General features: G+C 51.9%; 28 protein-coding genes and 1 other RNA gene. 25 read left to right on the top strand and 4 right to left on the bottom strand.

Translation table 11 applies throughout. From position 1 onward, the window contains the following. Positions 1-37: 37 nt before the first annotated feature. The 10 genes from G5179_RS15275 (at position 38) to G5179_RS15230 (ending at position 3,599) form a co-directional block, all read left to right on the top strand. Positions 38-640 (top strand): hypothetical protein, encoded by a 603-nt coding sequence (locus G5179_RS15275; RefSeq protein WP_421258676.1) that lies wholly within the window; start codon positions 38-40, stop codon positions 638-640. Then, on the top strand, positions 624-1,175 hold the full coding sequence (locus tag G5179_RS15270) for a transcriptional regulator (protein WP_421258675.1): 552 nt from the start codon (positions 624-626) through the stop codon (positions 1,173-1,175). The genes G5179_RS15275 and G5179_RS15270 overlap by 17 nt, the downstream gene beginning before the upstream one ends. A gap of 56 nt (positions 1,176-1,231) precedes the next feature. After that, the gene (locus tag G5179_RS15265; RefSeq protein WP_005353401.1) at positions 1,232-1,480 is read left to right on the top strand and encodes a hypothetical protein; all 249 of its coding nucleotides are present in this window, start codon (positions 1,232-1,234) and stop codon (positions 1,478-1,480) included. 19 nt (positions 1,481-1,499) lie between these two features. Continuing rightward, positions 1,500-1,679, top strand: coding sequence for a hypothetical protein (locus G5179_RS15260; protein ID WP_421258674.1), 180 nt, complete (start codon positions 1,500-1,502; stop codon positions 1,677-1,679). A gap of 10 nt (positions 1,680-1,689) precedes the next feature. Then, complete coding sequence (locus G5179_RS15255) at positions 1,690-2,310, top strand: DUF3164 family protein (protein WP_421258673.1); 621 nt, start codon at positions 1,690-1,692, stop codon at positions 2,308-2,310. A 12-nt stretch (positions 2,311-2,322) separates the two neighbouring features. Then, positions 2,323-2,517, top strand: a complete 195-nt coding sequence (locus tag G5179_RS15250; RefSeq protein ID WP_005345945.1) for a hypothetical protein — start codon at positions 2,323-2,325, stop codon at positions 2,515-2,517. A 7-nt stretch (positions 2,518-2,524) separates the two neighbouring features. After that, positions 2,525-2,594: hammerhead ribozyme type II (locus tag G5179_RS15245), an RNA gene on the top strand. A gap of 45 nt (positions 2,595-2,639) precedes the next feature. Further along, on the top strand, positions 2,640-2,897 hold the full coding sequence (locus tag G5179_RS15240; protein ID WP_148610690.1) for a hypothetical protein: 258 nt from the start codon (positions 2,640-2,642) through the stop codon (positions 2,895-2,897). Continuing rightward, positions 2,884-3,150 carry a hypothetical protein gene (locus G5179_RS15235; RefSeq protein ID WP_421258672.1) on the top strand — a complete coding sequence of 89 codons (267 nt, stop codon included), beginning with the start codon at positions 2,884-2,886 and terminating at the stop codon, positions 3,148-3,150. The genes G5179_RS15240 and G5179_RS15235 overlap by 14 nt, the downstream gene beginning before the upstream one ends. Continuing rightward, positions 3,150-3,599 (top strand): gp16 family protein, encoded by a 450-nt coding sequence (locus tag G5179_RS15230; RefSeq protein ID WP_421258671.1) that lies wholly within the window; start codon positions 3,150-3,152, stop codon positions 3,597-3,599. The genes G5179_RS15235 and G5179_RS15230 overlap by 1 nt, the downstream gene beginning before the upstream one ends. A gap of 51 nt (positions 3,600-3,650) precedes the next feature. On the opposite strand, the gene G5179_RS15225 is transcribed toward G5179_RS15230, so the two are convergent. After that, on the bottom strand, positions 3,651-5,015 hold the full coding sequence (locus G5179_RS15225; protein ID WP_421258670.1) for a hypothetical protein: 1,365 nt from the start codon (positions 5,013-5,015) through the stop codon (positions 3,651-3,653). After that, positions 5,015-5,548, bottom strand: coding sequence for a hypothetical protein (locus tag G5179_RS15220; protein ID WP_005353386.1), 534 nt, complete (start codon positions 5,546-5,548; stop codon positions 5,015-5,017). Before G5179_RS15220 ends, G5179_RS15225 begins: the two co-directional genes overlap by 1 nt. Before the next feature lie 224 nt (positions 5,549-5,772). Here G5179_RS15220 and G5179_RS15215 point away from each other — a divergent pair, with 224 nt between their 5' ends. Then, positions 5,773-6,192, top strand: coding sequence for a Mor transcription activator family protein (locus tag G5179_RS15215; RefSeq protein WP_421258669.1), 420 nt, complete (start codon positions 5,773-5,775; stop codon positions 6,190-6,192). Positions 6,193-6,199: 7 nt separating this feature from the next. Here the strand turns inward: G5179_RS15215 and G5179_RS15210 are convergent, their stop codons facing one another. Further along, positions 6,200-7,018, bottom strand: coding sequence for a DUF2971 domain-containing protein (locus G5179_RS15210; RefSeq protein ID WP_421258668.1), 819 nt, complete (start codon positions 7,016-7,018; stop codon positions 6,200-6,202). A 124-nt stretch (positions 7,019-7,142) separates the two neighbouring features. Between G5179_RS15210 and G5179_RS15205 the strand changes: the two genes are divergently transcribed. From G5179_RS15205 to G5179_RS15155, 11 genes are all read left to right on the top strand, one after another. Further along, positions 7,143-7,718, top strand: a complete 576-nt coding sequence (locus G5179_RS15205; protein WP_421258667.1) for a glycoside hydrolase family 108 protein — start codon at positions 7,143-7,145, stop codon at positions 7,716-7,718. Continuing rightward, entirely contained in the window at positions 7,715-8,032 is a 318-nt protein-coding gene (locus G5179_RS15200; protein WP_421258666.1) for a hypothetical protein, read from the top strand. The genes G5179_RS15205 and G5179_RS15200 overlap by 4 nt, the downstream gene beginning before the upstream one ends. Next, positions 8,025-8,246, top strand: a complete 222-nt coding sequence (locus tag G5179_RS15195; RefSeq protein ID WP_005353373.1) for a hypothetical protein — start codon at positions 8,025-8,027, stop codon at positions 8,244-8,246. The genes G5179_RS15200 and G5179_RS15195 overlap by 8 nt, the downstream gene beginning before the upstream one ends. A gap of 166 nt (positions 8,247-8,412) precedes the next feature. After that, entirely contained in the window at positions 8,413-8,640 is a 228-nt protein-coding gene (locus tag G5179_RS15190; protein WP_421258665.1) for a TraR/DksA C4-type zinc finger protein, read from the top strand. After that, positions 8,621-8,935, top strand: coding sequence for a DUF2730 family protein (locus G5179_RS15185; RefSeq protein WP_016350122.1), 315 nt, complete (start codon positions 8,621-8,623; stop codon positions 8,933-8,935). Before G5179_RS15190 ends, G5179_RS15185 begins: the two co-directional genes overlap by 20 nt. 79 nt (positions 8,936-9,014) lie before the next feature. Continuing rightward, positions 9,015-9,311 carry a hypothetical protein gene (locus tag G5179_RS15180; RefSeq protein WP_098968945.1) on the top strand — a complete coding sequence of 99 codons (297 nt, stop codon included), beginning with the start codon at positions 9,015-9,017 and terminating at the stop codon, positions 9,309-9,311. A gap of 2 nt (positions 9,312-9,313) precedes the next feature. Continuing rightward, positions 9,314-9,889 carry a DUF3486 family protein gene (locus G5179_RS15175; RefSeq protein WP_005353368.1) on the top strand — a complete coding sequence of 192 codons (576 nt, stop codon included), beginning with the start codon at positions 9,314-9,316 and terminating at the stop codon, positions 9,887-9,889. Next, on the top strand, positions 9,889-11,448 hold the full coding sequence (locus tag G5179_RS15170) for a terminase large subunit domain-containing protein (RefSeq protein ID WP_421258664.1): 1,560 nt from the start codon (positions 9,889-9,891) through the stop codon (positions 11,446-11,448). Before G5179_RS15175 ends, G5179_RS15170 begins: the two co-directional genes overlap by 1 nt. Continuing rightward, entirely contained in the window at positions 11,448-12,740 is a 1,293-nt protein-coding gene (locus tag G5179_RS15165; protein ID WP_421258663.1) for a DUF935 domain-containing protein, read from the top strand. The genes G5179_RS15170 and G5179_RS15165 overlap by 1 nt, the downstream gene beginning before the upstream one ends. Before the next feature lie 176 nt (positions 12,741-12,916). Continuing rightward, complete coding sequence (locus G5179_RS15160) at positions 12,917-16,000, top strand: hypothetical protein (RefSeq protein ID WP_421258662.1); 3,084 nt, start codon at positions 12,917-12,919, stop codon at positions 15,998-16,000. A 132-nt stretch (positions 16,001-16,132) separates the two neighbouring features. Next, positions 16,133-16,450, top strand: coding sequence for a phage virion morphogenesis protein (locus G5179_RS15155; RefSeq protein WP_421258661.1), 318 nt, complete (start codon positions 16,133-16,135; stop codon positions 16,448-16,450). An 85-nt stretch (positions 16,451-16,535) separates the two neighbouring features. On the opposite strand, the gene G5179_RS15150 is transcribed toward G5179_RS15155, so the two are convergent. Beyond that, positions 16,536-16,982, bottom strand: coding sequence for an HNH endonuclease (locus tag G5179_RS15150; protein WP_421258660.1), 447 nt, complete (start codon positions 16,980-16,982; stop codon positions 16,536-16,538). Between the two features lie 190 nt (positions 16,983-17,172). Here G5179_RS15150 and G5179_RS15145 point away from each other — a divergent pair, with 190 nt between their 5' ends. The 3 genes from G5179_RS15145 to G5179_RS15135 are packed head-to-tail and all read left to right on the top strand — an operon-like array spanning position 17,173 to position 18,613. Further along, a complete protein-coding gene (locus G5179_RS15145) occupies positions 17,173-17,373 on the top strand; it encodes a hypothetical protein (RefSeq protein WP_083243779.1) in 201 nt (66 codons plus the stop codon). Further along, positions 17,374-17,565, top strand: a complete 192-nt coding sequence (locus G5179_RS15140; protein WP_156852870.1) for a hypothetical protein — start codon at positions 17,374-17,376, stop codon at positions 17,563-17,565. It begins immediately after the preceding gene. Next, positions 17,555-18,613 (top strand): LPO_1073/Vpar_1526 family protein, encoded by a 1,059-nt coding sequence (locus tag G5179_RS15135; RefSeq protein ID WP_421258659.1) that lies wholly within the window; start codon positions 17,555-17,557, stop codon positions 18,611-18,613. The genes G5179_RS15140 and G5179_RS15135 overlap by 11 nt, the downstream gene beginning before the upstream one ends. The last annotated feature ends 18 nt before the right edge of the window (positions 18,614-18,631 follow it).

Genomic DNA, 18,631 nt, shown 5'->3' with positions numbered 1-18,631 from the left:
CTACAGCCAATAAAAACAAAGCACGGGAGGGATTCCAGTGGTTGATACAAAAGCAACGCTAATGACGTTGCAAGCCTGGGAATGGATGTGCCAGCAAGAGACTTTTCTGATCAAGGACGTGATCGCCGTGACGGGAATGTCGGAGGCACATATCTACAAGGTCGTGCGTGACTGGTTGGCCGCTGGCCACCTCATTAAACACCCGGACGGCGTGGTATCCCGCCCGGCCTATTTCAAAGTGGTTAGCGCTCAATACATGCCACCGATTGGCAAAAGCAGTGGCCAGAAGCGGCCTAAATGCCGGAACAAGCGCAAAACCAATCAACAGAAAATGTGGAACACCATGAAGATCAGCCGCTTCTTCACCCTGACAGACCTGATGCTGACGGCAGAGACGGGTCAGAAACAAGCCTGGTTTTACACCGATAGGTTGGTGAAAGCCGGTTACGTCAAAGTGCTGTTCAAAGTTGACAGTTTGCTGCCTGTGCCCGCCAGACACGGCCTGACAGGACGTTATCAGCTGGTCAGGGATACAGGCCGTTACGCCCCGCTGTGTCGTGACCATGGTTGCTGGGATCAAAACCAGCAGCAGTTATACCTGTTCCAACGGGAGGAGGAGACACATGGAAACGTGGCTTGAGGTGTTGCAGGCCGAAGTGGCGGCCAGCTCGCTGGCTCAGGTGGCCGAGAAGCTCGGGCTCTCTCGTACCACCATCAGCCAGGTCTGCAACGAAAAGTATCCCGGCGATATGGCAAGGGTACAGACCCTGGTGGAAGGGGCCTTGATGGGCAACAAGGTGAGGTGCCCCATCCTGGGGGATATCCCGGCTCATCAGTGTCTCGCTCACCAACGCCGTGGCCCGAGCGAAGTGGGCAGCAGTCCGATGGATATCAAGCTCTGGAAGGCATGCCGCAGCGGTTGTCCCCATAGCCAGCTGACCGAGGCGCAGCAACTGCGCCGCCCGATGCGGTTATCGGTAGAGCAGGGCAAAGGGCCGCAGAAAACGGCTCGCTATGACGCCGAGGCCACCCTCTCGAGATTGCGCCGTCAGGCCAAAAGCGATGGCGACAATGCCAGCAGCAGCCTGCGCATTCTGAGTGAATTGCTGGCCGAAGAGCTGAAAATCATGGCCATCAAATACAACCGTCTGCTCGACAAGCAAGAAGGCAAATAAGGGTTGGTGGGGCTCTTTCGCGGTGGGCCCGGTGACGAGATCACAAGGAGAACGGGATGAAAAAGCATCTGCACAGCAATTTGCAAAAGACCGCCGAGCAACTCAGCCACTGGCTGACGGCCAAGGGATATGACGTTCGCACCAGTCGGGTTTGCCATACCCCGCTGCTGGCGGTTACCGGGCCACTGCCCAAAGAGATGCAGGCGCGCGCCGTGTTGAGCCGTGAATGTCTGGCGGGCGTGGTGCGTGAAGTTGCCCTGGTGCGCTTTGGCGGCTGCCTGCTCCACTGGCGCCAAGAATCCTGAAACCGGCAAGGGGGATGAGATGAGCAAGATCCAGCTTGATATAGAAGACGAGGCGCTGGCGCGGGTGGTACTGCGCCAGTTACCCAAGTTTCTCGAATTCTGCAGCGCGACCCATCAGGAGGAGCTGGCGAGCGCGACAGCAAAGCAACACTGCGCCGTGATGTGCCCTCCGGTGCCCGGCAGCAACAAGATCCATTAAGGAGAAGCCCATGCAAGAAGCACAAACCGCCAGCACAACTCCGATGCGCCAGAACGCTCAGGGGCACTGGGTACCGGAAAACCTGATCGCCCCGGCAGACAAACTGCGCGATGAAGTGGTGCTGGCCATTATCGCTGCAGCCCGCGTGCAGCGCGCACAGCTGGCCGCCTTCAAGATTGGCGCCATGCAGCAGATCGCCGACTTTGTGGATCTCTCCGCCGAGCAGTACGGGGTGGCATGGGGCGGTACCAAGGGCAATGTGACCCTGCTCAGTTTTGATGGCCGTTACAAGCTTATTCGGGCGGTGGGGGAGCACCGCAAATTTGATGAACGGATCCAGGCCGCCAAAGCGCTGATTGACCAGTGCATCGAACGTTGGAGCGATGGCGCCAGCAGCGAGATCCGCGCCCTGGTAGACCATGCCTTTCGGGTATCCAAGAGCGGGCATATCGACGTGAACCAGGTGCTCTCCCTGCGCCAGCTCAATATCGATGACCCGGATTGGCTGCTGGCCATGCAAGCCGCTGTTGATGCCATCCAGGTGACCGGCACCAGCCAATATCTGCGGCTCTACGAGCGTGACGCTCACGGGCGTTACATCCAGATGAGCCTGGATCTGGCCAAGGTATAGGGGGGAGGTGTGATGGAAATCAACGTGGAAAAAGCCGAAGAGCAGCTGCTGCTCTGTGAGCAGATCACCGAAACCGAGGGCACCTGCTACCCCGACGACACCTATGAGGATGGCATCAAGGCCGCCTTGCTCTGGGCGCTGGGGCTGGGGCCTGCCCCCCTCAATGCCGAGGAGTATCAAGGGGTGACGCCACTGCAGTTCGAGTAATGGCCCGCTGCGAAACAGGGCGGCGCTGCCGCCCTGTCTACCCGGTGTGGTGGCCGGGTACTGATGAGCAACCAAACGATCTGGGCCCAGGTCTTCACCGTCTTGATACAAGGAGCACGGCGATGACCAAAACAGAGATGGATATTCGGCTTACCAAGATATTCAGCAGCGCAGCCATTGCACTGGTAGCGGCTGACAAACGGGCTGTGTGCAAACAGCTCAAACAGTTTGATAAAGAGGCGCGCGCCCGTGGTTTTCATGCGCTGGCCGGAGAAGCCTGCCAGATGCGCTGGCAGCTGGTGGCCGAATTACAGCAGGCGAAATCGGCCAGAGATTGTGGCGGGGTACACGAAGCCGGGGATCGCCATGGCCATCTATAGCCCCCTGTTGGCTCCCCATATTCTGGCCTGTCGCCTGCAAAGCGGTCGGGCCTGCATCACCGAACTGGGGCTGGAGCAGCGGTGCCCCCGTTGTGGCGAGTTCTGGCCATGGGATACCGAGTTTTTCGGTTTGGCGAGTGATGCCACCCGGCTCTCCAGCTGGTGTCGGGGGTGCCTCAATGAGCACTACCAACAGCTGAGAGTGGCCGGGCAGCACCATGACAGCAAGGCAGAACGGGGAGGGGATAGCTGATGGACAAGCGCAGCAGACTGATCCGGTTGGTACAGTTAGGGCGCCGTGCGTTGGCGCTCGATGACGAGTGTTACCGCGACCTGTTGGCCAGCCACACCGGCAAGCGCAGCGCCGCCCTATTGAACGAGCAGGAGCTGGAACAGGTGCTGGCCGCCTTCAAGGCGGCGGGCTTTATTCCCAAGCCTGCTCGCCATGCAGCCAACAGACGGCTGAGTCCGGCGACCGGTAGTCACGTCAGGGTCAATGAAATTGCCAAGATCAGGGCCATCTGGTGCGAGATGGCCCGCCTTGGCATCGTCAGGGATGGTTCGGAAACCGCATTAAACCAATGGGTGCAACGGATGACCGCCCGTTTAAACGGCGGGGTAGGGGTGGCCGAGGTGGGCTGGTTGGATGCGCCTCTGGCTGTCAAAGTGCTTGAGGCGCTGAAGAAGTGGTCTGCAAGATAATATATTTACCTTTAAGAAAGCCCCGCGATGCGGGGCTGCATTTTACCAAGCCTATATCACGATGTGAGGGAGCATCTTAAGCTGTGTATCCAGCTCCTGATGAATGGCTCTGTAGTCAGCCATTATCTCGGTCTCAACCAGCTTTGCTCTCTCTTTTTCTTGGCCATAAATCAAATACATCATTTCTGGCATACCATAGCGCAGCAGCGTTAAAACGAGTGGCCAGCTAATAGATAAGGGGTTGCTGGTCACTGTCACTTTGCCTGCATTGATCACACCGGCCACACCATGTGCAATCAGCAGCTGGCGACGAAGTTGCGGATGCGCTGCATTGGGAAATGCCTCGGCCAGTGTCGCACCTGCATTGAGCTTTCTCACCATAAAGCCAAGCCGAACAATCAATTCACTGATCGCCAATGGCACTGATGCCGCAATGAAATGACGCAGGTCATATCCACTGCGATACATCTGTCTTGCAACTTCTGCGATGGTGTAGCCTTGCTTTCCTATCGTTCCGAATTGAAAGAAAGAGAGAAGGGGCATCAGGGGGGCGGGCAGGCCTGCTGATGTTGCTACATCTGATGCCAGATGACCGCCAACTTTTCTGATGGCCTCCAGGAGCCTAATAATAAAATGCTCCCCCTCCAGTAATGGCGCAGCAGTTTGTTGGACAATCACGTTGCCAAACTTATCAATGGCAGTAAATTCACCGCACAACACATCTTTGACCCCAAAAATGAAACCTAGGATGGGGTCATGTCCCAATGATTGGTAACGATGGGTGCGAGGGCCCAATCCAGCAACCGCTTCTTCCAGACCTTTGCTAGTTGAGGGATCGAAAGAGACTTTGTACAACCCCTCAAGCTCTTTGATCTTTTCTGGTGGCAGAACTTCGCCAAAAAGCTCCTTGACCTTGTTGGATAGCCATCCCCCTTCCGAAGCAGGGCTACCCAAAAACCCCGGATGTGCGGGCACCTGGACAAGAAAGATATCGATAAGCCCGGAGAGGATGCCCGCAGAAACAGCCAGTGCAACATCGTATCGATCAAGGCTGCCGAGCCAACCCAGGTGCTCACCGAGTTTCTGATGTTTTGCCAATACAGCATCAATTTCCGCTGGCGTCAGTACATCATTAAAATCGACCTCACCAGGTATTGCTTGTTTAGCCTCTGCAAGGATTTCTTCCCATGATTTTGTCCTGACAGGGGTAATTACGTGCAAAGAGTTTGACGTGCTGGAGTCCTTTACCGGTAATGCCTTACCCAAGCGTCGGAGCAAGGCTTCACTGGAGTTGATCGCAGCATCAAGGCTATGACGCTGTTCATCATGTTCGGAGCCCAGTTGATCAAGCATTTGCTTGTGATGAACTGCAACCCTCAATCCATCGGTGAGATAATCACCCTTGTCATTGCTCATCAGGCAGCCACCTTCAAGTCACCCTCAAGGTCAATGATGATTGATTGCAGGAGTGTGTTGAGTTTGGTCAGATAGTCTGCCCTTGCTTTGTTGTCGTCTGAGGATTTGCGCAGTTCTGAAATGATGGCGTTCTGCTTTTTCATCGCTTCTTGCAGCAACATCTCTTTCTTTTCTTTCAACTTGCGTTTGTTACGTTGTGATACGAAAGCGTAAGCGCCAACACCCAGCAGCACGGCAGGTGCCGCTAGAACAGCTACACCTGCAGCCATACCGCCACCCACGAGGCCACCTGCTGCAGCCAGACCAGAGGTAATGCCAGCAGCGGAGAGACCAGTTACGCCGCCGAAATAAAGACCTGCAAACCCAATACCCGCACCGGCACCGACACCGCCAGCGGCAGCCAGCACTTCCTTGATATCATCACTGTCAGAATCAATTCGTTCCTTATCGTTTAAGGCTTTGTCCACTTCCCCGAGTACCTTTACGACCGGTGCCAAAGATTCCAGATTTTTATAGATAGCTTCCTTACTCATCACATATCTCCATATGGCTACAAAAAAACACGCAGAGAAGTAATGTATACCCAATTCATACCTGTTCAATGGCAAATTGATGACATTGTTAATTCGGTCACGGTAAGGGACTCACACATGGCAGTTGATTCCATGGTGGCTGGCTGCAGTGCAACTAATATGTGCGCATAAAATGGCCTGTGTTCTAATCGGCGCACCGCTTTTTCTATTTTGCCGGGGGAGTCATGGAACAGCATCAGGATCTCTTTGCCGATGATCACGCCTCGCTGGGGCAACTGGTCGATCGTCTCGACCAGATCCCGGCCTCCGAACTGACGGCCAAATGGCCCAAAGCCCTGAGCGAGCTGGTGGATGTGCTGGCCTGCGAATTGGTCAGAGGGGGGATGGGGCAGGATCTAGCCAAGGCTCAGGCCCGCAAGCTGGCGCTGGTACAGGCCCACTATATGGGGGGCCGTGCCTACTACATCCCCACTGGGGATCATCTTAAGGCTGCGCTGCGAGACCGTGCTATCTGGGACGAGTTCAACGGCCGCAATATCGATCTGCTTGCCCGCAAGTACGGACTCTCTGTGCCGCAGACCTATGCAGTAGTCGCGGAGCAAAGAAAATTTTTAGTCAGCCGTTTACAGAGAGAGTTGTTGTAAAAAAGAGTTAAAAGCATCTAAATGGGATATTTGACTTTATAATAGAAAATTCATAACCATTAATACGTTTAAACTCACTCAAGGCGATAGATGCCAACTCTTGATGTTGCATCGGGCCAATAATAACTTGAGTGACTATATCTTTTGGAATATAAAGTGGTTTATATGGAGTTAATACGCTGCCTTTGGTGAAAAATTTTATTTCGTCGTTTATTTCAGTTGGTGCGCTCGTTGTATATATTCGAACTTCATTTTCGGTTTTAAAGTATGATTGTTTTGATGTTGCTAAGACATGTTCTATTTTAGTGACCAAATCGTACATAGTCATATCTCTATTGACACGATTTGATAGATCCACGAAGTTGTAATTATACTTTATGCTGTTTATTTGTGAGATTAATGTGTTTAGGCTGTTTACGTAATTGACTGGTGAGAAATTGATTTTATGATTTGTTTGATTTAGATGATTTTTAAGTTTTTCCTTGTCAAATCCTATAGCATATCCACCTTGCTGAGGGCAGTATGATAGCCATTGAGATAACTGCTCTGTCTCGAATGAGAATGATGTGCTGTAGAAGCTTTTTTGTGCAATTGAACCAAGAATCATACTCATGAATTCAGTATGTGTAGGGATACCAGGTAGAGTGGATTCAGCGTTATTACTATACTCATTAATTACTGCTTCAACTAGTTGGCTTCCATGTGTTATCTCTTCTTTGTCGTTTAGAAAACGGGTGTCAGTCATTCTTAAACAGACTTCTTTACTATCTAAAATCCCTTTTAATCCTTCTGCGCCAGTGTAGTGATAAATAATATCTCTATTCATTGATTTAGTATTCCTTTGTCTCAATAGTGTTTGCAAAACTGTTACTTGGAGTAATATACCATAAACCCATGCCATAGAGGCCCCTCGGTACGCTGCTGATAACGCAGTTCACCGAGGGGCCTTTATGTTATCACTCGCACTTAAATGGCTGCTTCGTCCCGATGTGGAAGGGGGCGAAGTCAACCATCACGCTGACCGTGGTGGCCATACCAAGTACGGCATCGCCGATGCCGCCGATGGCAAGAAGGACGGCATGGCCGACCTCGATCGGGATGGGGTACCCGATATCGCTATCGGTGATCTGACCCCGGCCCATACCGAGCCCTTTTACCGCCAGAACTACTGGGCGCCCGCCCGCTGTGACCTGATTGCCAGCTTAAGCCCGGCCCTCTCTATCGCCGTATTTGATGCAGCGGTGCATCACGGGCCGAAACGCGCCATCCAGCAGCTGCAGCAGGTCTTGGGGGTGATGGCAGATGGTCGCCTTGGCCCGTTGTCGATTGGCAGACTCAAGCAGCAATTGGGTGCCAAGGACGAGGGCCAGTTGTTGCTGGCGCTGATGATGCAGCGGGCCAGTTTCATGCACGGCATTGTGCGCAAAGACCCGAGCCAATGGGCCAATGCTGATGGCTGGATCAACCGGCTGCTGCGTCTGCAGAGCTACCTCCTTTCCGACGTGGTTGGCGAGGTGGTGGCATGAGCGTGCTGACCATCAAGCAACAGAAGGCTGCTGCCGCGATCCAGGCTGCGGGCTGCTTTGGCATCCCTGAGCTCAAAAACCCCCGTTATCTCGCTTGCTTCAAGGATGGGCGCAAAGCCCATCTCAAGGCCGCTTTGGCCAATCAGATCGCTGACCCGAAGGCGATCCCGCTCTATAGCCACCACCAGACCCGTCAATCCCTCTTCGAGAAAGGCTGGCGTTCGGTGACCGAACTGGATCGCCTGCGGGCCCGGGCCCGTCATTGCCAACCTCCGTTATTTCAACCCAAAAAGAAGGAAGCCCATCATGCCTGATTCCCTGTTACCTCAAGCGAAGTCTGCCTTTAAAAGCCGCACCGTGATCGGTGGTGTGATTGCCGTGGGGGCCGGTATTGCGGGTCTGTTCGGTGTGCCGGTCGATGCGGGTACCCAAGCCAGCTTGGCATCCACTCTGGTGGATCTGGCCAGTGCGGTGGGTGGCCTGCTTGCCATCTGGGGCCGCATCAAGGCGACTCATACCGTCCGTTAGAACACTGTATGAGCCTGTTCCAGTAGGCGTTATTGGCGCAGCCAGTTTGGTCTCGGACAGCGCGCAGAAACCGCAGCGTACACGCAGTACGTGAGGCTTTCGAGCACTGCCCAGGGCCAAAATGGCAAGCGAAATAGCCTGATGGATGGGCTCCGGGAGAGGTCATGTGACAGACCATATAGACCGCGCCCAGCAGGCCGATGCCGATCGGACTGGGCGCATTATCGAAGCCCACCAGAACAGGGCAAGGCCACACGGTGATGGTATCTGCTGCGATTGTGACGACGCCATCCCGCCCTCCCGCCTTGCAGCCGAGCCTGGTGCCGAGCGCTGTATCGAGTGCCAGACCCTGTATGAGCGCAAGGAGGCGACCCGTGTGGGAATTCATCGTTAAGAACTGGGGGCCTCTTTATGCATTGGCCAGTTTGGTTGGGCTGGTGGTCATCATCTTGCTCTCCAAGACCTACGCCAAGCGCGAAGACCTCACAGCCCTGGTGCAGAGGGTGCAGCGGGTGGAGCAGGTACTGGCTGATCTGCCGAGCGAGCGTGAGCTGCACAAGCTGCAGTTGGAGATCAGCGAGCTGCGGGGGGAGCTGCGGGAGGTAAAGCCGGAGCTGCGCCAAGCCCGCCGCCTTGCCGATCTGCTGTTGGAAAATGAGCTCGCTGCCGTACAGAAGGAGAAGCCATGAGCATTCAACAAATTCTGTTATGTGAGGCCCAGCAGTGTTTCACCAGGCTGCCGTTACCAATCGCACTTAAGGAGAAGGCATGAGTATTCAAGCGATATTGGACGCCCAGCAGCGGCTGGTGATCCTGCGCTCCCTGCTGGATATCGGTGGTGCCGCCAACGAGTCAATCCTCAATGACTGCCTCGACCAGCTGGGTACCGGCCGGGTGACGCGGGATCGGGTGAAGACCCTGCTGGCCTGGCTGGAAGAGCAGGGGCTGGTGCGCATCGAGCGGCTGGCCACGGTGCAGGTGGCTCACCTGACCGGGCGGGGCCAGGACGTGGCAGAGGGCCGGGCAACTGTGCCCGGCGTCAAGAAGCCCAGGGCGGAGGATTGACCATGGCCGATAAACCGACCCGAGGCCGCGCCAGCAAGGTGTGGCTGCTGCCTGAGTCAATCCGCAACGCGCTCAACGAGATGCTGCGGGACAAGGGCAACAGTCAGGCGGCCATCCTGGATGAAATCAACGGCCTGATCGAGGAGGCAGGGCTGCCCGATGATCTCAAGCTCTCCCGCTCAGGGCTAAGCCGCCATGCCAGCCAGGTTGAACAGGTCGGCCAGCACCTGCGGGATTTGCGAGAAACCACGGCCGCCTTGACCTCTCAGCTTGGCGATAAGCCGATGGGGGAGACCACCAAGCTCATTCTGGAGCTGGGTCGTTCCCAACTGTTCAAGGCGATGCTGGCTCAGGTGCAGAACCCGGAGGAGGCGGTGGATATCGACATGCTGAAAAACGCCATGCTGGCGGCCCAGCGGCTCGAATCGACCGCGATGCAGAGTCACAAGCGGGAGAAGGAGATCCGCCAGGCATTTGCCGAAGAGATCGCAGCCAAGACCGAAGCCATTGTGACTCAGGCGGGCTTGAGTGGTGAAGCCGCCGCCGAGATACGCCGCGAAATCCTGGGGATTGCCTGATGACCGCCCTTGCTCAGACCCCTATCGCCCAACAGTTGGCCCAGACCCTGGGTACCGAATACAACCCCGACGAGGTGTTGCTGCCGTACCAGCGCATCTGGATTGCCGACGAGAGCCCGCTCAAGATCGCCGAGAAGAGCCGCCGTACCGGTATCACCTGGGCAGAGGCTGCTGATGCTGCCCTGACGGCCTCCAAGACCAAGACGGCCGGGGGTTGCCACCACTTTTATGTGGGCAGCAACAAGGAGATGGCCCGCGAGTTTATCGATGCGGTGGCGATGTGGGCCAAGGCGTACAACAAGGCGGCCGGTGAGATCCAGGAGGAGGTGTTCACCGACGACGAGGATAAGGCGATCCTCACCTTCGTGGTCTATTTCGCCTCGGGTTTCAAGGTGCAGGCGCTCTCCAGCAACCCCTCCAACCTGCGGGGGATGCAGGGAAATGTGACCATCGACGAGGCCGCATTCCACGACCGACTGGCCGAGGTGTTGAAGGCCGCCATGGCGCTGACCATGTGGGGCGCCAAGGTGCGGTTGATCAGTACCCATAATGGTGTCGATAACCTGTTTAACCAGCTCATCAACGACAGCCGAGCGGGCCGCAAAGAGTATTCCATCCATACCATCAGTCTGGACGATGCTTGCCGCCAGGGGCTCTATCGCCGGATCTGCCAGGTCAAGGGCGGCCTTTGGACACAGGAAGCAGAGGACGCCTGGAAAGCGGGGCTGCTCAAGGCCACCGCTACCGAAGAGGATGCCCTTGAGGAGTATTTCTGCATACCCAAGCAGAGTAGCGGCGTCTATATCAAGCGCACCTTGATCGAGCGGGCGATGCAACCGGATATCCCCATCCTGCGCTTTACCGCCCCCAAAGACTTCGAGCTCTCGAGCGAGGAGACCCGCAAGGCAGTAGTGGATATCTGGTGCGAGGAGAACCTCAAGCCCTGTCTGGAAGCGCTCGATCGCAGTTGTCGCCATGTGCTGGGGGAGGACTTCGCCCGCAAAGGGGACTTGTCGGTATTCGTGCCGCTCTCCCTTGCCACTAACTTGCGCAAACAGGTGCCTTTTGTGGTGGAGCTGGTCAATGCCCCCTATGAGAGCCAGCGCCAGATCCTGTTCTACCTGCTGCATGGGTTGCACCGTTTCACGGCGGCGGCCTTCGATGCCACCGGTAACGGCGGCTATTTGGCAGAGGCGGCCCGCTTGCGCTGGGGGGCCGGGATGATCGAGTGCGTGATGCTGAACGATCCCTGGTATCGGGAGTGGATGCCCAAGCTCAAGGCAGAATTTGAGGATGGCAACCTGACCATCCCGCGCCATGCAGACGTGCAGGATGACTTGGGGAAAATCCAGGTCATCAACGGCATCCCCAAGATCGACAAGGGCAAGAACACCGGCCAAGGAGGCCAACAGCGCCACGGTGACTTTGCAGTGGCCTTGGCCATGGCGGTGCGGGCCAGCTGGATGGAGGGGGGCGCTATCGAGTTTACCCCGCTGCCCAACAAGCGCGATGAAGCAAGGGGCGATAACCATCATTCGTTCGAGAGAGGAGCCTGGTAATGGGCAGGATCATCGATATCAACGGCAATCCCCTGCGGATGGAAAAAGAGCCGCAGACCGAGAACTCGGCGGCGCTTGCCCAGTTGCGCCGTCACTATAGTGAACACCCCACGGTGGGGCTCACGCCGAGCAGGGTGGCAGCCGCATTGAAGGAGGCAGAACAGGGCAACCTGATCGCCCAGTGCGAGCTGGCCGAAGATATGGAGGAGAAAGACGCCCACCTGCAGAGTGAACTCGGCAAGCGTCGCCGCGCTCTGTTGGGGGTCAGCTGGACAATCGAGCCGCCCCGCAACGCCACCCCGGCGGAGAAGCGTGACAGCGAGATGATCCGCGAGCTGATTGAGGACTTTACCTGGTTTGATGATGCCATCTTTGACGCCACCGATGCGGTGCTCAAGGGGTTTTGTGCCCAGGAGTTTTGCGGCTGGGAGCTGGTGGAGGGGTTGCAGCTTCCCAAGGGCATCATCTGGCGCGATCCCGCCTGGTTTCAGACCCACCCTGATGATCGCAATCAGCTGCGGCTGCGGGATAACAGCCACGAAGGGGTTGCCCTCAACCCGTTTGGCTGGCTGCTGCACAAGGCCAAGTCAAAATCGGGTTATCTGGCCCGCACCGGCCTTGTCCGTACCCTGATCTGGCCGTTTCTGTTCAAGAACTACAGCGTGCGGGATCTCGCCGAGTTTCTGGAGATCTACGGCCTGCCGGTGCGGCTGGGCAAATACCCGGAAGGAGCGACCGAGAAAGAGAAGGCCACCCTGCTGCAGGCGGTGCTCTCCATCGGGCATAACGCTGGGGGCATTATCCCTCGCGGGATGGAGATTGAGTTCCAGAACGCTGCCAGCGGTCAGGCCGATCCCTTTGTGGTGATGATGGAGTGGTGCGAGCGCTCCATGAGCAAGGCCATTCTGGGGGGCACCTTGACCTCACAGGCCGATGGCAAGAGCTCGACCAATGCTCTGGGTAATGTTCATAACGAGGTGCGCCAGGAGGTACGGGATGCCGATCTCCGCCAGCTGGCCGCTACCCTGACCCGCGATCTGGTCTATCCGCTCTATGCCCTGAACGGCAAGAGCTATCAGGGGCCGCGCCGTAGTCCCCGGCTGGAGTTTGATGTGACCGAGCCGGAGGATATCTGCCGTTATGCCGACAGCCTGCCCAAGCTGGCCGCCTGCGGCATGCGCATCCCGCTCGACTGGGCTCACAAGAAGATGCAGATCCCGCAGGCCGAGCCCGATGAGCCGCAACTGGTTGCCGCTACGTCGGCCAGCAAACCTTTACTTGATAGAGACTGAAACAGCATAAAGCTCAAGTCTGGCAATCAACTGGATATAGGTAACAGTGTAGAAAAATAATGTGATTTATGTAGTAAAACAATAGTTTATGACTCGCATCCCTTGTATAAGCAGGCACACTGACATGTTTCAATTGAGGCATTTTGTCATAAAGTCGATACATAAGGTGGTGTGTTGTGTCTGATTCCGAAAATCATTTGTTTTATGGCCGCTCAGAAGAGCTTAAGCATCTTTTTAAAGCTTGGACATCTGCCAGTGATGGTGAACCTCAGTGGGTGACACTAGTAGCTGAATCTGGCACAGGCAAAACTCGCCTTTTGCATGAGTTTTATCGTTGCATCAGTGATCTGGAGTATCGACGTGAGAAAATGCCTAATGACATTCAGTGTGTGAAAGAGTTTGATGCCAATGATTATTGGCCCAATAGCCTTCCTATTGAAGGTGAGTGCTTGAAAATAAATCCAGAACCTGAACGTTTTGGTGAAATTACAGTAAGGGATTGCAATCAACTACCTTGGTTATGGTGGGGGCTCCGTGGAATTCCTAATGGTGTTCGTAATCGTACTGAGAGTCTGAGCTGCCTTCGTGATGCGTTGCCCCACCTTCAGCCTCATATCTCGATACTGGTAGAGCAACGATTGCGTCATGAATCCAATATGGATGCGGCGTTAGATATTGCAAAAAAAGCGGCTAATTTATTGACTGGCGGCTGGATAGATCCTTTGATCACGGTATGTGAACTTATTCAGAATGGTAAGGCACCATTACAGCGATTATTTGGTGGTTATGGTGTTGAACTGAGGGAGCAGCAAGGGAAAGCTCAAGTTGAATTAACTCAGACATTACTTGATTCGCTCGGCCGTTTTTTAGATGAAGGCATCCCAGTTATTCTGGTTTTAGATGACTGCCAATGGCTTGATAACAATACAGTAGACTTTTTAGCAAGATTAATTGAGCTGCGGCGGGTAAAAAAAAGCAAGTTGTTGATTATCACTACTAGTTGGGCGAGGGAGTGGGCTAGTTCATCAGATGGTGATATTTCTGATTTATTTTATAATCATTTTTCAGGAAGTAAAACAATAATACCCCTTGGGCGAATTGAACCCGAGTTTGCTGGTTTATATGTTAAAAAAATGCTCGCCGACCTGATTGATAAAGATGTACAGTTGTTGTTGGAAAGAGCTGATGGGAATATGCGCTACTTACGTGAACTTTGCTTGGCTGTACTAAAAGATAAAAGAAGTTATTTAACCAGAGAGGGAGGTTCGTTCTGTTTTACAGAAAGGGCAAAAGAGAAGTTGGAACAAAAAGAATTCGATATGGATCGACTGATCGAGCAAAGATTTCTGGAGTTAAGCGAGGATTCACAAATTGCGCTGGAGCGTTGCAGTTATCAAGGTGTGCGATTTGATCCTGATATCACTTGCAAGATTGGTGATGTTCTAAAGTTAGATAATATTAATACGCTTGAGGCTATTCGGAAGGCAGAATCACCAGGTTCCATGGTGCTTGAGGTAAAGCAGCATAAATTATGGGAGTTTTTACAAGGTCCTTACTGGCGCCTGATACACAAAAGATTCAGTGAAGTCGCAGAAAGTGAGCAGGTGATTTCAGCGTATAGACACTGGATAAGTGATAATTTGAATCAAGATATAGATAGCCGTGGCATGGAGCAACTCGTCAGAGCTTGGGCAAATGAGCTGCTAATAATAAATGTTGACATGCAACAGCAGCATGATTCTGGCATACCTGATCAGGTTGCGACAAAAAATATACTTCAGGAAGTACGATTGCGCTTCTGGTTGTTGAGGAATGCCATAAATCATAATGAATACACGTATGCCATCAAAACACTTAATCGTTTGAAAGTATTGTATTCATGTAATGCGTACGAGCTGTTACCAGAATTAACATTGAAAAATGCCTACTACTGCTTGTTGGTCATGAATCAATACCCATTCTATGGAGTAACTAATGCATGCCGTGATAAAAACTCCTCCGAACCAATTTTTTACATACTGATTCAAGGCGTTATAAATAAGGAGGTTTCAGCTGTTGCAAATAATTTCGAGCACTATGAAATGGATCATATTTTACATATGTATGAGTGCTCAAGGGCTCTTTACCTGAATCGACGTTATTGTGGTCATATGCATGATGCTCAATTATTATTGGGGAGACTTGTGATAATTGAAAAAAAAGCGACATCATTACTTACAAACAATAATAGTTTCTCTTTGCATGAAAGGTATGTGCTGGACTCTCTTCGCTATTTTGAGTATTTGGCACAACGTGCAAAGGATCAAAAAACATGGCAGTATATATTTGACCAGTATGCAGAATTAAATAGTTTCATAGAAATTTTCCCTAGTCATACGTTAAAGGATATTTTTTGGTCGTTATGGCAAATTGAAGTTTTGTATTTCGGATATGCCGCTCGGAAATATTATCCAGAAGATACTAACTGGGGTAACACTTATCATGCTTATTGCCGGGCAGCAAATAAAATAGGGGATATTATTTTCTCCATATCAGACCCTGATGCCATAACAGAATTTTGCGATAAATACAGTTATATAGAACAAGAGGCGATCGTGTATGCTGGCACGTTGATAAGTGAGTTTGCTGTCTCCCATCAATATGAGTTGGCCACAGAATTTAACGATCGTCTTGACGTATTGGTTGATGCCATTTTGGATAGGCAAGAAACAGGTAATAGTGTTTCGTTGGATTTAATCTCTACATGTCTGGATATGAGAGTTGCAACCGCCATTATGCAAGAAAGATCTATTAATAAAATTGAAAACGCAAATGATCATTATGCTTTGTCAGGCATTTTTGGGGAGAATGTTCTAGAGTATACCATAAAGTCTCGTGAGGTCGGTGATAAAGAATATATTGCATCACTGAAGAGAGTAATTGACGTTGGTCAACGTTATTTATCTAAAGATTTTATTACAGTTGAGTTGATAGTGGTAATGACGAAAGCGAAAATGATGCTTGCTAATGATCTATCAACCGCAAAAGACGCTTTTGATGAAGTATTGACTTACGTGTCACTTATACAAGATGATCTTCGAGCTTTATATGGAGAGCAAATACTCTTATTACCTCATCTGGTATGGTTTTATGATCGTTGGTTGTGTGGCACGTCATCAGAGGGGGAGGAGATGTGGTTAAAATTAAAGATGAGTTATGGAACATTAAGTAATCAGCACTTTGCTGAAGCAGTATCCAGGGTCAGAACTATGCTTAAATGAGATAGTCTCATTCTGCATTATCAATATATAAATTTTATTCCCCTGTCTCTTTTACACCGAGGAAAGAGACAGGGCTAAAGGATTTACAGTTGTGTTGAATTGAGTCTCCTTGGTGGTGAGGCGAGGAAACCGATGTCCAATAATGAGATGGTGCTGCATATGGTGGGGTTGGTGGCGGTGAGCGACTATCTGGCCAGCTTGCTGGCACGGCTCGCTGCACTGGAGCAGGGGAACGGTATGGCTGCGGTCAGCGCTTTGCCAGAATTGCTGGCTGCCCAGCCCGATCCCCAGACCCTCTACTTCGGTACGCCCATGGTATACGGTGCCGCCCACCAGTTCGGCCGTCCCGAGATCAACCTGCCAGAGCGCCGCGCTCTGGGGCTGTCAGAAGGGGATAAACAGAGCGTGCTGGAGACGCTGGAGGGGTATCTCAGCCCTGAGACATTGTAATGCTCCATACTCTGTTTGTGTCCCCAGCCGGTGCGGATGGTCAGCCTGATAGCAAGGAGTTGACCATTGGCGCGGTTAAACAGCCTTAAACACCATTGGTTTTGTTCCCCTTGACCTTGCTGGTGATCCCTTTAGGAAACCAGCTCCCTTTACCCACCCGTGACCGCACCTTTTTCTGATACTGCTCAGGGGATAGCACCTTGGGCGTTTTGTGACGGGTGCCGTTGCAGTGCCGACAAGCGGCCACGATATTGGTGGTCTGGTTCGAACCGCCATTGCTGCGTGGTTGTAAATGTTCCCCCGTGCACTGCAATAGCCGGGCTTCGGCAGGGGTGAGGCGGTATTGCTGCATCAGTGCGGCAGGGGAGGCTTCCCACATCGGCAGTCCGCAATAGAAGCAGTGAAAAGATTGACGAACGGCAGCTTGGTGGCGTTGTTTGGCGATGTTACCCATGGTCGTGACCTCAATAAGGTTGATATTGAAGTCCGTGACGGGATGGATTGGAGAATGGCCGGACGGACTTCGGTTCAAGTTGAAGTCCCGTCCTCCACATGTTCGCGGCGGCGGGTACCGACCAGAGGTCTCTGGGCAGCCTTACACCGCTCACCTTACGATACAGCGGCAGTCAATTGATAGCTGGTTTTATAATGACTGTAAAGTCATTAACGCAAAAAAACAAACATGATACCCTAGCTGCAAACAGGTCCACTCTGGAGAGGTTATGGAAGATACAGTGTCGGTTGTTGTTGAAGGGGTTGAATATAGCGCCAGCTATGAGGTTTTTGGCGATACCCTTGTGGTCACCCTACCTGATGGTTCACAGCGTAAAACGGAGTTAAGGGGGTTGTCCCCTACGAGTGCTGCAAAAGTGCATCTGAGAAGTTACGCATATGAAGCTAAGAGAGTCGGTCAGGGGGCTTAAATGGTTGAGTGGATTATTGCTAATAAAGAGTGGTTTTTTAGTGGTGTTGGCGGGGTTATTTTGACCATCGTTGTTGGGCTTTTCATTCGTACTGGTAATCAACTCAAGCAGTCACAAAAGTCTGGTAATAACAGCACAAACTATCAGGCTGGCACTTCGATTACCGTGGAGCATAAAGCCAATGATAAATGATCGCATTCAACGGCAGGAGGCTGGTGATAACAGTACCAATTATCAAGCGGAAAATATTAATATAAATCAAGGCATAACTTATCGGGATGCCAAGGATATTGCCCTAGATATTTACAGACAAAATTTCATGCAGTTGTCTGAACAGGCGGCAAAAGTTGCATTGGAGAGGGTTGAGGAGTTTGTAGATGAATTTCTCGACAAGTTACAATCAAAGAGTCCAAGTTTACTAGATGTAATGAATCAGCCCAGTATCCAACACTCCTTATATTCTGCACAGAAACAATATGCAGTTACCGGGGATGAGGAGTTGAAGGGGTTGTTACTGGATTTAGTTGTACAACGATGCGAAAAAGAAAATAGAAGTATACATCAAATCGTTCTTGATGAGGCTATTGCTGTTGCATCCAAGTTAACTGTTGAACAAATGGATGCTTTAACAATTAATTTTATAATATCAAGAACTGTTGATAATAATATTGTAAATCTTGATGCTTTTTTTGAGCATCTTGACACAAGTGTAATACCTTTTCTCGAGTCACTTAGGTTCGACTCTTCATGTTATGACCATCTCCCATATGTTGGTGTTGCGACAATCGAGTACACAGGTTTGATTCCGCAATTATATGAGCAGTATCGAGAAAAATATGCAGCCGCCTTTTCTAAAGGGCTTTCTAAAGAAATTGTTGATGAGGTTGTCAGTAGCGATCCATCTCTATCGAAACACTTTATGATATGTCATGAATACCCCAATTTGCTTCAAGTATGTGCCTTGAATGAAAATTCGTTGAGGTTTGTATGTCAGAAGGATGGGGTTTCTAATGAAGGCATCGATAAATTAATTTCCTTGCTAAGGCAAAGTACAATGTCAAGTGAGGAAGCGAAGGTGTTTTTGTTGGACAGAAGGCCAGCCTTAAAGAAATTATTTTCAATTTGGGAAAAAACACTAATAAATAAAATATTTCTGACTCCGGTTGGAGTTGCTATTGCGCAAGCCAATTTACAACGTAGAACAGGTAAAATGTTAATGCTTGATATGTGGGTAAAATAGCTCACTAACCCACCATAA

The organism is Aeromonas sp. 600886 (genome assembly GCF_049174935.1).
In the GTDB taxonomy this organism is placed as follows: Bacteria; Pseudomonadota; Gammaproteobacteria; order Enterobacterales; family Aeromonadaceae; genus Aeromonas; species Aeromonas veronii_A.
Note: the sequence above shows the minus strand (reverse complement) of the source record. Positions and strands in the feature narration are given on the sequence as shown.